This is a genomic window from Rhodoplanes sp. Z2-YC6860 (assembly GCF_001579845.1).
In the GTDB taxonomy this organism is placed as follows: Bacteria; Pseudomonadota; Alphaproteobacteria; order Rhizobiales; family Xanthobacteraceae; genus Z2-YC6860.
In genome coordinates, this window is sequence record NZ_CP007440.1 from 6,172,427 (window position 1) to 6,187,029 (window position 14,603).

9 protein-coding genes are annotated in these 14,603 nt (G+C 61.0%); 7 read left to right on the forward strand and 2 right to left on the reverse strand.

What is annotated here, in order from left to right:
• The first annotated feature begins 60 nt into the window (after window positions 1-60).
• From RHPLAN_RS28915 to RHPLAN_RS28930, 4 genes are all read left to right on the forward strand, one after another.
• The gene (locus RHPLAN_RS28915) at window positions 61-5,004 is read left to right on the forward strand and encodes a family 16 glycosylhydrolase (protein ID WP_157100569.1); all 4,944 of its coding nucleotides are present in this window, start codon (window positions 61-63) and stop codon (window positions 5,002-5,004) included.
• A gap of 331 nt (window positions 5,005-5,335) precedes the next feature.
• Window positions 5,336-6,601, forward strand: coding sequence for an acyltransferase family protein (locus RHPLAN_RS28920; protein ID WP_157100570.1), 1,266 nt, complete (start codon window positions 5,336-5,338; stop codon window positions 6,599-6,601).
• Window positions 6,602-6,715: 114 nt separating this feature from the next.
• Window positions 6,716-7,117: a VanZ family protein gene (locus tag RHPLAN_RS28925; protein WP_068025636.1), complete on the forward strand. Its 402-nt coding sequence runs from the start codon at window positions 6,716-6,718 to the stop codon at window positions 7,115-7,117.
• Window positions 7,118-7,200: 83 nt separating this feature from the next.
• On the forward strand, window positions 7,201-8,424 hold the full coding sequence (locus RHPLAN_RS28930; protein WP_068025652.1) for a glycosyltransferase family 4 protein: 1,224 nt from the start codon (window positions 7,201-7,203) through the stop codon (window positions 8,422-8,424).
• A gap of 45 nt (window positions 8,425-8,469) precedes the next feature.
• Here the strand turns inward: RHPLAN_RS28930 and RHPLAN_RS28935 are convergent, their stop codons facing one another.
• Window positions 8,470-9,039, reverse strand: coding sequence for a c-type cytochrome (locus RHPLAN_RS28935; RefSeq protein WP_198164547.1), 570 nt, complete (start codon window positions 9,037-9,039; stop codon window positions 8,470-8,472).
• A gap of 211 nt (window positions 9,040-9,250) precedes the next feature.
• Between RHPLAN_RS28935 and RHPLAN_RS28940 the strand changes: the two genes are divergently transcribed.
• The gene (locus RHPLAN_RS28940; protein WP_068025659.1) at window positions 9,251-10,897 is read left to right on the forward strand and encodes a virginiamycin B lyase family protein; all 1,647 of its coding nucleotides are present in this window, start codon (window positions 9,251-9,253) and stop codon (window positions 10,895-10,897) included.
• Between the two features lie 15 nt (window positions 10,898-10,912).
• Here RHPLAN_RS28940 and RHPLAN_RS28945 read toward each other — a convergent pair whose 3' ends face one another.
• Window positions 10,913-12,532 (reverse strand): B12-binding domain-containing radical SAM protein, encoded by a 1,620-nt coding sequence (locus RHPLAN_RS28945; protein WP_068025662.1) that lies wholly within the window; start codon window positions 12,530-12,532, stop codon window positions 10,913-10,915.
• 269 nt (window positions 12,533-12,801) lie between these two features.
• On the opposite strand from RHPLAN_RS28945, the gene RHPLAN_RS28950 reads away from it, so the two are divergent.
• Window positions 12,802-13,386 (forward strand): ANTAR domain-containing response regulator, encoded by a 585-nt coding sequence (locus RHPLAN_RS28950; protein WP_068025665.1) that lies wholly within the window; start codon window positions 12,802-12,804, stop codon window positions 13,384-13,386.
• Complete coding sequence (locus RHPLAN_RS28955) at window positions 13,383-14,576, forward strand: CmpA/NrtA family ABC transporter substrate-binding protein (protein WP_068025667.1); 1,194 nt, start codon at window positions 13,383-13,385, stop codon at window positions 14,574-14,576. Before RHPLAN_RS28950 ends, RHPLAN_RS28955 begins: the two co-directional genes overlap by 4 nt.
• Window positions 14,577-14,603: the final 27 nt, after the last annotated feature.

Sequence of the window (14,603 nt, forward strand, 5' to 3'; positions counted from 1 at the left end):
CTGATTGTTAGAAGATGCGCGGTAGCGTCTAAGCTCACCCTTGAAAGGAGAGTTACAGACGTGTTGCGGAATAGTGGCGTGCCGAAGCTCATCGTGATTGGAGGAACACAAAACAACATCATTCAAGGAGGCGCCAGCAACGACACTCTGACCGGCGGCCTCGGCGACGACACTTTCATCATCTCGAAGGGCGGCGGTTCCGACACCATCACCGATTTTTCGCCCGGCGATATCCTTCGCATCGTCAATTACGGCTTCACTGATTTCTCCTCGTTCGCTGCCGCGATGAAACAATCGGGTGCGGACACGATCATATCCTTGGGTGGCGGTGAAACGTTGACGCTCAAAGGCGTCACCGCCAGTTCCGTTACACAGTCCAGCGTCGTGTTTGCACAGGATTCCTCCGCTCCTGCCGCAGCCCCAATGGCACTTGCGGCGATCGCGCCTGCGTCCCCCGTGGACGCGCTGGTGGCGAGCGGCGCCTCGAGTCATTGGTTTTCGAGTTCCGTCGCCGGCTCAAGCCTGGTGGGAACTTCGGGAAACGATTCGCTGACTGCAGGCGCGGGAAACATCACGCTGGCCGGCGGCACCGGCGACGACATCTACACGGTCTATAATCAGACCGACACGGTGATTGAGAAGCCCGGTGAAGGAAACGACACCGTCCTCACCTGGGCCTCGAGCTACACGCTGGCCAATGACCAGTCGATCGAGAACCTGACGCTGGCCGGAACCGCCGCATCGTGCGGAACCGGCAACGATCTTGACAACATCATCACCGGAAACTCGGGGAACAACGTCCTCGATGGCGGCAAGGGTAACGATGCCCTGATCGGTGGCGGCGGCCGGGATACGTTTGCCATCACATTCGGTAACGGTTTCGACACCATCCGCGATTTTGCGGCAACCGGCTCCGGCGCCGACATCGTCCGGCTCAACGGCTTTGCCGCCAGCTCTTTCGCCGATCTCGCGCAATACATGACTCAGGTCGGCGCGGACACCGTTCTTAATTTCGGCAATGGCGATGGCGTCGTTCTCAAAAACGTCGCGATGACCGACCTCACGGCCGGCAATTTCCAGTTTGCGTTCGTCGGCACGGCTGGCAATGACGTGATCGCAGGCGGCGCAGGGAATGACCTTATGACAGGCGGACGAGGCCGCGACACCTTTATCATCAGCAAAGGCGGAGGCTCCGATACGATCACCGATTTCACCGCCGGAAGCGGTGGAGATTACCTGAAGATCGCCAACTACGGCTTCTCGACCTTCTCGAGCTTCATCGCCGCGGCTTCGCAGTCGGGTCAGGACACCGTCGTCGCGCTCGGCAACGGCGAAACGCTGACTCTCAAGAATGTACTTGCGACCAAACTGTTGGCCGGCAACGTCCTGCTCAGCAACGATCTCCCCGGCGACGGTGATATCATCACCCAGGTCGTAACGCCGCCATCCGGCGCGTCGACCAGATGGTTCTCAGTGACATCCGGCAGCACCGCGACGGGAACCGCTGGCAACGACCAGTTCTCGACAAGCGGCAGCAACATCACCGTGATCGGGGGAGCGGGCGACGATATTTATAACATCGCCGACGCGGCAACGACCAAGATCGTCGAAGCCGTCGATGGCGGCATCGACACTGTTCAATCCTGGTACACGTATTCGCTTCCGACCGATCAGTACGTCGAGAACCTGTCGCTCATGGGCACAGGCAACATCAACGGGACGGGCAACGACCTCAGCAATCTGATCACGGGCAACAGCGCCAACAACATCATCACCGGCGGACTTGGAAGCGACACGTTCACCGGCGGTGGCGGTGCCGACACGTTCCTTATCTTCAAGGGCACCGGCATGAAAACGGTGACCGACTTCGCGACATCCGGCGCCGGCGCCGATGTTCTGAAGCTTGACGGATTCTCCTGGGGCTCCTTCGACGCCTTGAAGGCCCAGATGCGTCAAATCGGCAACGACACCGTCATCTGGCTCGGCGGTAGCGATTCGGTGCTACTGAAGAACGTTCAGATATCCAGTCTGACCGCCGCCAACTTCAACCTGGTGAATGTCGCAGACACGATCGTGGGCACGTCCGGGGCGGATACGCTGAACGGCGGCGATGGCAACGATATCCTCACCGGCGGCGCCGGGCGCGATACCTTCGTGATCGACAAGGGGAACGGCTCGGACATCATCACGGACTTCACACCCGGCGCGGCCGGCGATTTCCTGGATCTCCGGCACTATGGCTTCAGCAATTTTGCCCAGCTGCAAGCCCGGATGACGCAATCCGGCGGGGATACGATCATCGCGCTGTCGGATACCGAAACCGTCACGTTGAAGAACGTCCGTGCGACCGACATCTTGTCGAGCAATGTGGTGATCGAGTTCGACCTGCCGAACTCTTCCGGCGGCACGGCCCATACATTCACCACCAGCGTTGCCGGCGACACTCTCACCGGCACGAGCGCAAACGATTATCTCATCATGAATGCCGCGCACGTGACGGCAACCGGTGGGGCCGGAAACGACATCTACATCGTCAGCGATCAGAGCGACGTCGTCATCGAAGCAGCGAACGGAGGTATCGATACTGTCCAGACAGGGAGCTACGGCTACCAGCTCTCCAATTCGCAATTGATCGAAAATATCGGTCTGCTCGGTTCCGGCGATTCATTCGCGGTCGGCAACGATCTCGACAACATCGTCACCGGAAACTCCGGAAACAACACGCTGAACGGCGGCAACGGCGATGACATCCTCACGGGCAACGCTGGCGCCGACATGTTCGTCATCGCCAAAGGCCAAGGCTCCGACATCATCACCGACTTCTCGCCCGCTCAGGGCGATGTCATCCGCCTCGACAACTTCGGCTTCAAGAGCTTCGCTGACGTTGCGGCGATCATGCAGCAGGTCGGAACCAACACCGTGCTGTTCTTCGGCGACGGACAATCGCTGATCCTGCAAAACACTCAGACAAGCAGTCTTAGCGCCGCCAGCTTCGTCTTCGATCTCGACACCAGCTCGATGGTGCAGACCTTCAACGACGACTTCGACACGCTCTCTCTCTATCACGGCAATACCGGCACCTGGTTGACGCGATACGAATGGGGCGGAACGACTGCCTATACGCTGACCTCCAACAGCGAGAAGCAGCTCTATGTCGATCCGTCGTTTCGGGGATTGCCAGGCACGCAATCCTCGAGCTCGCTCGGGTTCGATCCATTCAACATCAACGATGGACAGCTCACGATCACGGCATCGCCCATGCCGGCCGCGGACGCCTCCTATACGGGTGGTTACGCATTCACTTCCGGCATGTTGAGCAGCGCCGCAACGTTCGCCCAGACCTATGGGTATTTCGAGATCGCGGCGACGTTGCCCGACGGTCACGGCGCCTGGCCGGCCTTCTGGCTCCAGCGGGCGGACCACACATGGCCTCCCGAAATCGACGTCATGGAGGCGTTCGGTGACCAGAAGACCATGGTTCATTCCGGGGTCTGGTACGACACCACTCCCACTCAGGTCGGCAATTGGGAATCGACCGGCGAACTCACCGGCGAGCACAAATTCGGCGTCGAGTGGACGCCCTACACGGTCACGTTCTACGTCGACGGACACGAAACGGCGAGCTACGCCACGCCGACCGACCTGAACAGCGCCATGTACATGGTCGCCAATCTGGCCATGGGCGGCACCTGGCCGGGCAATCCGGATCCCGACGCCACCGCGCAGTTCACGATCGACTCGATCAAGGCGTATCAGCTCACGGACTACACGCTCGATCACTACACGCTGCTCACAAGCGCCGCACCGACCGATTCGATCGTCGCCACGGGGACGAGCGGAACGCTCAACGGCACCACCAGCGCCGACCTTATCGACGATCACGGAGCAGGCTACGTACTCAATGGCGGCCTGGGTGACGACACCTACCTCGTCGCCAACCGTGGAACCACGGTCGTCGAACAGTTCAATGGCGGTATCGATACGGTGAAGTCGTCGGTTTCTTTCACGCTCGGCGACAACGTCGAGAACCTGACGTTGACCGGCACGGCCAACATCGATGCCTGCGGCAATTCGCAGTCGAACATCATTATCGGCAACTCCGGCGACAACATCATCACCGGCGGCCAAGGCAACGACATCCTCACCGGCGGTGGCGGTCACAACATCTTCGTCTTCAACCCGGGTGACGGTTCGGACATCATCACCGATTTCCAAGCCGGCGTCGGTGCCGGCGACGTCGTCAAGCTCGACGGCTACGGCTTCTCGTCCTTCGGAGGCATCCAGAGTGCGATGTCGCAGCACGGCGCGGACGTCTGGCTTGCGCTTTCGACGTACGAAACGCTCGTGTTCCGCTCACACACGATCGGCGATTTTGCCGCCGACGACTTCAATATTCCGGACATCCCTCCCGTCGGGGGAACGCTGATATCCTCCGAGAACGGAACGCCCGGCGACGACACGCTGATCGGCACCGGCGGCGGAAACTACATGGACGGCAAAGGCGGCAACGACACTCTGATCGGTGGCCCCGGCGACGATACCTACGTGGTCTATTCGACGGACAACCCGACCATCATCGAGAACCCCAACGAGGGCATCGATACGGTTCTGTCGCAGCGGTCGTTCCAGCTTCCGGACAACGTTGAGAACCTGACACTCGTGGGGTGGAACACCACGGGCACCGGCAATGATCTCGACAACAGAATCGTCGGCACCGGCGGTGCCGAGACTCTCAACGGCAAGGGCGGCAACGACTGGCTGTTCGGCGGCGCCGGCAACGACACGTTCGTGTATGAGAAGAATTCCGGCTTCGACACGATCGCCGACTTCCATGTCAACACCGGCAGCGGAGAGCACGACACGCTCAAGCTGGTCGGATACGGCTCCGACGCAACGCTGACCAACGACGGCGACGTTTGGACCGTCCATTACAGCGGCGGCGAGGATCAGATCAAAATCACCGGTGTAACCCAACTCACCCACGCCGATTACTTGTTCCAGTAAACCGCGTGTTGCCACAGGCGGTGCCGGTGAATTCGGCCGGCACCGTCGTCCAACCCAGCGATGCGCCGCTGTGACGCACGTCGTGATATATAAACAGCACTGATGCCGCTTCGTCAGGCACGCGCGGCAACACGCTACCGTTTTGCATCGAAGATTGGATCGGCACCGCCTCAGATTTTTGAATTGCTGGACGAAATGCGGGCCGCATTGTGACCGCCCCAAGACACGTCCTCAACGGCGATCGCGCATGTCGAGAAAGCATGTTGCGACGCAGCGACAAAGCCGTTAAGCCCGTCCGAGACGTCGCGGAAAAACTTTCAATCACGTCACAGTGGTCGGCTTCGCACGTTTGCGTCGAGGACGTTGTATGGACCGTCGCGAAATTGCGAAGCAAGAGCAGCTCGGAGCTCAACGGTTCCAGCTCAAGGATCTTTTAAAGACCAGGATGTTGGGCGCCGAACTCGACGCGTCCAAAGGCGTTGGGCCCGGCTTCGATTTTCTGCGCTTGGCCTTGGCCATTCTCATATTCTATGGCCACACCAGCCTGCTGACGGTTGTCGCGACGCCTCCGACGTTTGCATCCGACTTGTCGGCGGCAACGAACGCCGGCGACCTCGTGTCGATGACGATCTCCGCGCTCAAGACACGCGGCTACGTTCTGTTCGTGCCGATGTTTTTCGCCTTGAGCGGCTTTCTGGTCGCTGGATCTGCACTCCGACTGCAGCACGTCGGTCAATTCCTCGGCTTTCGCGTTCTGCGCATCCTGCCGGCGCTCCTGGTGGAGGTGACGCTGTCGGCGCTGATCCTGGGAGCGATATTCACGACGCTGCCGTTGCGTGACTATTTCACAGATCCGCAATTTTTCCGCTACTTCGGCAACATCGTCGGTCATATCACCTTTCATCTGCCTGGTGTTTTCACCAGCAATCCAAAGACGGACTACGTCAACGGTGCGCTTTGGACGCTGCCGCCGGAATTCTTCTGTTACTTGATCCTGTCGGCACTCATGATCCTCGGCATTCTCGGCCGTCGACAGATCGTCCTTGTCTTGTTCGTCGCGTGCGCCATCGTGATCGTCCCGGCTTCGCTGTTTTACGGCATCGGCATCACGGGCACGTTTTATTCGACATCAGCCATTGTGAGCTATTTCGTTGCCGGCGTTTTGACGTTCCTGTACCGCGAAAAAGTGCCGCTCAATTTTGGGGCAGCCATCATCTGCGGTCTCGTCGCCCTGGCCGCGGTTCCCTATCCAAGGATGGCATTCGTCCTCGTCCCATTCCTGACGTATCTCACGGTATGGGTCGGTTTGCAGTCCTGGCTCGCTCTGCCCTTCATGAAGGGAAGAGATTATTCGTACGGTATCTACCTCTACAACTTCCCGATCTGCCAAGCGATCATCGCGACCATTCCTGGCATTTCGCGCGGGCAACTGATCGTCTCGGGGCTGATCACGAGCTTGGCATTCGCAGCCTTCTCCTGGCACTTCATCGAAAAGCCGTTCCTTCGCTTCAAGAGTCTTCTTGTATCGGACCGGTTCAAGATCGGGCGTTGGACAAGAACGGCACGAACGAACGCGGCGGAGACCGACAAGGCCTGAGCGGCGCCATCCGACGGTGGAGCTTCGTTCGCTACGACTTCATAAAAAGAAAGATGTGGCCATCGTCGGTGTCGTTTCTTTCAGACCCCCCGCGCAATCGAGACAAAATACTCAATGACGCCATCCTCGCTGAAATCTTGCTTCAAGCTCGGCGGATGGCTCGCGATTTTAACGATAGCCGTTCTCTCTCTTGTCCCAGGCGAGATGCGACCGCACACATTGTCGGTAAGCCAGCTTGAGCACGTCATTGCCTACGCCATCACCGGAGCGCTGCTGGCGGCCGGCTATCCAATCCTCAATCAGCGCATCCTCGTCGTTGCCGGACTGACGTGCTACGCCGGCATCCTCGAGATCATTCAACTTTGGGTGCCGGGTCGAACGTCCAAGATTATCGACCTCGTCGCAGGGGCTTCCGGAGCGCTGGCGGGAGTCCTCTTGGTCTTAGCGCTGCAAAGCTGGCTCTTTCGGACGGCTGAACATCGGCCCGCGCCTCTGTCGTCAAAGCTTCGCGGCTGAGTGGGATCGACTGCCTATCGAATCGGCAGGAAAGCGGTTAACTTTTTGCTTGTATTGGGTTTTGCGAAACACCGGCGCCGATTGTGCGGATCGTCATCAACGACTACCTCGGCCATGCGCCGCAGATGCAACTGAGCCGCGCGCTTGCAGGGCGCGGGCACGACGTGTTGCATCTTTATTCGGGCGACATCCAGACGCCGAAAGCTGATCTCGCGCGGCAGGACGGCGATCCGCCATCGCTCACCATCGAAGGACTGTCACTGGGCCGCGCGTTGTCGCGCTCGTTCTTCGGCCGGCGGTGGCAGGAAGCAACGTTCGGGCGGCTTGTCGCACAGCGGACTAAAAGCTTCGGCCCCGATATCGTAATGGCCTGCAACAACCCGCTCGATGTACAGAGCCGGCTGCAGGCGGCTTGCAACGGCGCCAAGATTCCATTCGTCTACTGGATGCAGGATTTCCAGTCGCTCGAGATCGACCGCATGATCGCCGGTCGCGGTGCGATCATGAACATCGCGGTGGGTGGCTATTATCACGGACTCGAACGCAAACTGCTTCAGCGTAGCGAGGCGATCGTGCCGATCGCCGACGACATGCTCAGCATTCTGTCGGAGAGCTGGGAGGTGTTCGAGCGCCAATGCATGGTGGTGCGCAACTGGTCGCCGCTCGACCGGCTCACGCCCGGCAACAAGGACAATGACTGGTCGCGTGCGAACGGCCTCGCGGGTCGCAAGATTGCGCTCTACACCGGCTCGCTTGGCGCGATGGAAAATCCGATGCTCCTCGTCGAGCTTGCCGAGAGGCTGCGCGACAGGTCCGACACCCTGGTGCTGGTGGTGTCGTCAGGCCCGGGCGCCGACCAGATCGCGCGCGAGTCCAGCGCGCGCGGCCTTGCCAATCTGCGAGTGATGCCGTTTCAGCCCTACGAGCACTACGGAGATGTGCTGGCGAGCGCTGACGTGCTGCTTGCGATGGTGAGCGGCCAGGCCGGCGTGCTCTATGTGCCGTCCAAGGCCAGTTCGTATCTCTGTGCCGGCCGCGCCATCGTGATCGCGGCACCATGGCAGAACCTCGCCGCCACCACGGTCCAGGAAAGCCAAGGTGGCCGGGTCGTCACCGCGGATCATGCGTCCGAGATGGCAGATGCCGTCGCGACGCTTATCACCGACGACAGCCTTCGGACGCAGATGGCAACCCAGGCTCGAAGCTACGCCGAGCGCATGTTCGAGATTTCCAAGATCGCAGATCGCTTCGAGCGGTTGTTCGAACGGCTGCGTACCGGCACACCGCGGCATCGGCTGCCGCAGTAGCGCGGAATGAAGCCTGCGTTAGCGGGCCGCAAGCGCCCTCGCCACTCACCGCAGCGATGCGAGATACTTCGCCATAGAATCACGCTCGCCGTCGCTCAGCCCGTGCATGAACCCCGGCATGTCGAGGTTGTTGGTCCGCTCGCTGGTGGCGAAGTTCTTCATCGCGGTTGACAGGTACTCGTAGCTCAAGCCTGCGAGGCGCGGCGCCGGCATGCCACCCTGGAAGTTCGGCTGATGGCACGGCTGGCACTGGGCGATGCCGGCAGGCGGCGAGACCGCAGCGGCCGGAGCCGGCTGCACGGGCCAGCTCTTGGCCGCGAAGTAGGCCGCGAGCTTGCGAAGATCGTCTTCAGCCAAGCCTTTGGCGATCGTCGTCATGATCGGATTGGCACGCTCGCCGTTCCGATAATTGCGCAGCTGCTTCATCAAATAGCTCTGCTGCTGACCCCAGATGATCGGCATGGTTTTCGGATCGATCGGCATGCCATTGGCGCCGTGACATACATTGCAGGTCTGTGCCTTGGCCGCGATATCGTCAGCCGCGGAAGCCGATACCATTGAAATCGCAAAGACAAATGCTGCGCCGACCATCGTCGGCATGAGACGTTGGACCATGTGACGCTCCTCCCCACCCGTGACTGACGCACGGTGTTGGTGACGAAAGTATCCAGACAAAGCTGATGGGGCGCAACCGGCCTGAGGCCCCTTGTTTAGGCAGCCCGGCGGAGTCACCATAGGGGCAAGCGCCGGCTGTCGAGAGATTCGGTTACGAACCCGACAGAGATAAGCTTCAAGAAATTAAAACAAATTCTGCAGGGAGAAAGCGATGCAACGCAAATTGATGTTGAGCATCACCGTCAGTGCAGCAGCGATGCTCTTCCATCCGACAATTCAAACGGCTTGGGCCCAAGGCCAGGCGGCGTTGACCGGCACGGTCAGCTCCGAGGCCGAAGGCAAGATGGAAGGTGTGGTTGTCACCGCCCAGAAGCCGGGATCGATCGTGCGCATCAGCGTCACCACCGACAAACAAGGCCGCTACGCGTTCCCGGAAAATCGACTCGAGCCCGGTGACTACACCATCACGATCCGTGCGGTCGGCTACGACATGGACGGCGCCACCAAGGCAACGGTCGAGACCGAGAAGACCGCAAACGCCGACATCAAGCTGAAGAAGACCAAAAACCTCGCAAGCCAGCTCACCAATGCCGAGTGGATGATGAGCATTCCCGGCACCGAGGCGCAGAAGGCGAACCTGCTCGATTGCAGCAGCTGCCACACGATGGAGCGCATCATGCGCTCGACGCACGATGCTGACGAATGGACGCAGGTGATCACGCGCATGAAGGGCTACGGCGCGGTGAGCCAGCCGGTTAAGCCACAGCCGATGCTGGACGCGAGCCGCTCGGGCACACCGGAGCAATACCGCAAGATGGCCGAGTATCTCGCGACCATCAATCTAAGCTCCAGCGACCACTGGAATTACGAACTCCGCACGCTGCCGCGCCCGAAGGGCCGCGACACCCGCGCCATCGTCACCGAATACGACATGGTTCGTCCGACCACCGAGCCGCATGACATCCTGCTCGATAAGGACGGCAACGTCTGGTACACGGACTTCGGCGAGATGTTCATCGGCAAGTTCAATCCGAAGACGCTGAAACTCACCGAGTATCCGATCAAGAAGTTCAAGGACAAGGCGCCGACCGGGCTGCTCAGCATCGATTTCGACCACACCGGCAAGATCTGGTTCGACACGATGTACCAGGGCGCTCTCGGCAACCTGGATCCGAAGACCGGCGAGATCGCTTATCACCCGCTGCCGCCGGAATACAACGACGATCGCGTCCAACTCAACTTCACCGGACTGCGCTACGACGTCGACGGCAAGGTGTGGACCAAGAGCGTCGGTACGCAGGACATCTTCCGGCTCGATCTCGCGAGCAACAAGTGGGAGAAATTCCATCCGACCGACGAGTTGAAGTCGCCGGCCAGCATCTATCAGGTCATCTCGGACTCCAAGAATAACCTCTGGATGGCCGAGTTCACCGGCGGCCATCTCGGCAAGATCGATGCAAAGACCCTGAAAGTGACCTGGTATCCCGTGCCCACGCCGTTCGCTCGGGCCCGCCGTATGGTCATCGACGATCAAGATCGCATCACGGTCACCGAATATCGCGGCAACCAGGTCGCGCAGTTCGACCCCAAGACTGAAAAATTCACCGAATACATGCTGCCGCCCTACACGTTCCCGTACCGCGCCAGCTTCGACAAGAACGGTGATATCTGGGCCTCGACCATGAGCACCGACCGCGTGGTGCGGGTCGACACCAAGACCGGTGCGTGGACGCAGTATCTGATGCCCACCGACACCAACATGCGCACGGTGTATGTCGATAACACGACGACACCGGTGACATTCTGGGTCGGCAGCAACCACGACCATCGGATCGTGAAGGTCGAACCGCTCGACTGACGAGCGGACGGGCGATCAGCCCACGGCGATTTGCTTCGGCGCGGCCGCTTCGGCGGCCGCGTTTGTTTTACCGGTGCGGTGGATGAAGTCGGGCAGCCCCTGCCCCATCGAGTGCTCGTAGCGGATTGCCGGTGCGCCGGCGTTGAACGGGATGTTCAAGGTCTTCCGCACGTCGCGTTCGACCATGTCGCGCAGGCTCACGAGTTGCTCGGCGCTGAGATGATCGGTGTAGACGAACGAGCGGTAGCCGCCGTTCGGATCGCCTTTGTAGTAGTCGGCACAGACCGTGTAGTCGACCTCGCGGGCATGCAGCCGGTCGCCGGTCTTCGGATGCGTGTAGGTCCACACATCGCGCTCGGTCGGATGCGGCACGGCGAGATCATAATACGGCGTGCCCGGATAGGTGGTGATCACGGTACAGTCGAAATCATCGACCCGGTTGCGGATGAGCCAGTCGCGGATCGCCGTGACGGTCTCCTCCGACTCGCCCGGATGGCCGCAGGACATCAGCGCCTTGACCTTCAGCCCGGCCTGCTTGGCGTAACCAACGCAGCGGTCGTTGTCGGCGAGCTTGGCGCGCTTGTCGATGTTGACCAGGATGCGCTCGTGGGCGGCCTCGAAGCCGCAAAGGAGCCAACGGAAGCCGGCGCGGCGCATGGCAATCGCCTGCTCCAAGGTGAACAGCTCCGACTTCACGAAGCCGCGCAGCCGGAATTCGGTGCCGAGCCGCGACTGCAGGTCGGAAAGCCCGTCCATCAGTTCGACAAAGCTCTTCGAGACATTGAGCTCGTCGTCATAGAACATGAAACCCGTGTAGCCGTGGTCGCGATGTAGGTTCTCGACCTCGAACAGGATTGACTCGACCGAGCGATTTCTGATCTGCCGCAGGCTCTTGGAGTTGCGGCCGCCGCAGAAACCGCAGCCGAACGGACAGCCCAACTGCGCAATCAAGCTCGTCGCACGGTGGCCTTCGATGCTGTAGTGGTACGACTTCAGGTCGACGAGATGCCGCGCCGGCAGCGGGCTCTCGGTGAACATCGCGTCGGTGAGAAACAGCCCGCCCTTCGGATCGTCGCCGTCGATCACTTTCGGCGGGTCATCCTTCAGCGCCTCGAAGATCGCAAGCTCGCCGTCGCCGCTGCACAGCACGTCGAAGATGGCTTCGAGTTGCGCGGCAGAACGATGACCGCGGCCATTCAGCCCATTGCGCTTCTTCTCGAGCTTCTGCGCCGAATAGATCAGCGTGACATGCGGCCCGCCGAGAATGAGCCGGAGATCGGGACGCAGCCGCCGGATGGTGTTGGCGATCTGGATGACCGCCGGCAATTGCGGAGTCGTTGCCGTGATGCCGATCGCCACGTCCTGGCAGCTCGCGAGATAGTCTTCGAGGGGGCTGAGAAAGTTCTCCACCCCGGACAGATCGAGCAGGTTCACCCGCCAGCGCTGTGCCTCGAGGCTCGCCGCGACCTTCAAAATTCCGAGGCTGACGAACACCCGCTCATCCAGCAAGAACGCCGATGGCGGCGTGACCAGGCAGATGGAGCGGGACCGGTCGGCGAGCACCCGCAACGCGTCGCGCACCGCGGGCTCGTTCCACTCGAGGGAGGTGCTCTGGCGGTGGTAAGGCGTGGTCACGCGGTATCGGGCCTTTCGCGGAAGACTGCCCAAGTTATTAATTTATTTGGTTAATTATCGTTTAAGCCGCCCGCCTCGTGGCTGCGCTGCCCATTTCTGCCGCTTTATTTTGCATCGCACAAATATCGTGCAGCTGGGCGTCCGGAAGCGGACGACCGCAAGGTGCTGCATTTTTGATCCAAGCCCTTCATTCCGCGAGGCAATCGCCCCGGCTGGGCGGTTGGCACGCTGCTTGAATTTTATTCAACAGCCGGACTTGGACCCAATCTTTGGACCCCTCATTCAAGATCGTCATCGTCGACAAGAACCCGATCCGCGCCGCCATCCTGGAGGATGGGCTGCGGGAGGCCGGCCACGTGCAGGTGGTCCGGATCGACGAGACCTCGCATCTCCTCCAGCGCATCTACACCCTGGATCCCGACGTCATCCTGATCGACCTGGAGAATCCCTCCCGCGACGTACTCGAACAGATGTTCCAGATGAGCCGCGTGGTGAAGCGGCCGATCGCGATGTTCGTCGACCAGAGCGATCGCGCCTCGATCGAGGCTGCCGTCGATGCAGGCGTGTCGGCCTACATCGTCGGCGGGCTTCGCAAGGAGCGGGTGCAGAACATCCTCGATCTCTGCATTTCCCGTTTCAACGCATTCTCGCGGCTCGAAAGCGAGCTCGAAAAGACGCGCTCGGCACTCGAAGAGCGCAAGGTGATCGACCGCGCCAAGGGCATCCTGATGAAGGCGAAGAACCTGACTGAAGAAACCGCCTACGCGCTGCTGCGCAAGACCGCGATGAACGAAAACAAGAAGATCGCCGAGGTCGCGCAGTCCGTGATCACGGCGGCGGAGTTGTTCAAATGACCCCTGACAAGCTCGCTGCCGACAAGCGTCTGCGCATCGGCTTCATCCCGCTCTGCGACGCGACCGCTTTGCTGATCGCGGTCGACAAGGGCTTCACCGCAGCCGAAGGCCTCGATGTCGAGCTGGTCCGCGAGGTGTCGTGGGCCAACATCCGCGACAAGCTCAACATCGGACTGTTCGACGCCGCGCATCTGATTGCGCCGATTGCGATCGCTTCGAGCCTCGGCCTCGGCCACGTCAAAGTGCCGATCGTTGCGCCGTTCGCGCTCGGCGTGAACGGCAACGCCATTACAGTGTCGCCTGCGCTCTATGCCTCGCTCGCGGCGGCCGCCGACGGCAACATTGGCGATCCGCTGGTCACCGCGAAAGCGCTGGCCAAGGTGGTCGCGACCCGCAAGCAGCGCGGCCAGGAGCCGCTCACCTTCGGCATGACGTTTCCGTTCTCCACGCACAATTATCACCTGCGCTTCTGGATGGCGGCGGGTGGCGTCGATCCGGACGAGGACGTGCGGCTCGTCGTGCTGCCGCCGCCCTACATGGTGGAGAGTCTCGCCAACCGGCACGTCGATGCCTTCTGCGTCGGCGCACCCTGGAATTCGGTGGCGGTCGATCTCGGCATCGGCTTCATCCTGCATTTCGTCTCGGATATTTTGCCGCGCGCGGCCGAGAAGGTGCTAGGCTTCCGCGGCCGCTGGGCACGCGAGAATCCGGAAATGCTGGCCGCGCTGGTGCGCGCCCATGCCAAGGCCGCCGATTTCGTCGAGGACCCGGCCAACCGCGACGAGGTCTGCGCTCTCCTCGCTCCGGCCAACCGCATCGGCGTCGCGCCTGAAGTCCTTCGCCGCACCTTCGACGGCCGGCTCAAGGTCTCACCCGACGGCGCGACGCGCAGCGACCCCAACTACTTGCTGGTCGGCCGCGATGGCGCCGGACGGCCCGATCCGGCGCAGGCTGCGTGGCTCTATGCGCAGATGGTGCGCTGGGGTCAGGCGCCGTTCTCCGACGAGATGTGCCGCGCCGCCATGGCGGTGTTCCGGCCCGATCTCTATGACGATGCCACTATAGGAATGAACGGCCCGACCGCGAACGCGCCCGCGAGCATCGGCGCGTTTGCAGGACCGGTGTTCGATCCGCGCGACATCGCCGGACACCTCGCGGCGTGGCGGATCGGCCGGGTGCCGATCAGCTGAAAGCAGTCCTGCCTAAATATTGCGCTG

Excerpts from the sequence above, each read along its gene's own strand:
- RHPLAN_RS28925 (WP_068025636.1), top strand. The coding sequence starts at position 6,716 with ATGACGCCATCCTCGCTGAAATCTTGCTTCAAGCTCGGCGGATGGCTC.
- RHPLAN_RS28935 (WP_198164547.1), bottom strand. The coding sequence starts at position 9,039 with ATGGTCCAACGTCTCATGCCGACGATGGTCGGCGCAGCATTTGTCTTT.
- RHPLAN_RS28940 (WP_068025659.1), top strand. The coding sequence starts at position 9,251 with ATGCAACGCAAATTGATGTTGAGCATCACCGTCAGTGCAGCAGCGATG.
- RHPLAN_RS28955 (WP_068025667.1), top strand. The coding sequence starts at position 13,383 with ATGACCCCTGACAAGCTCGCTGCCGACAAGCGTCTGCGCATCGGCTTC.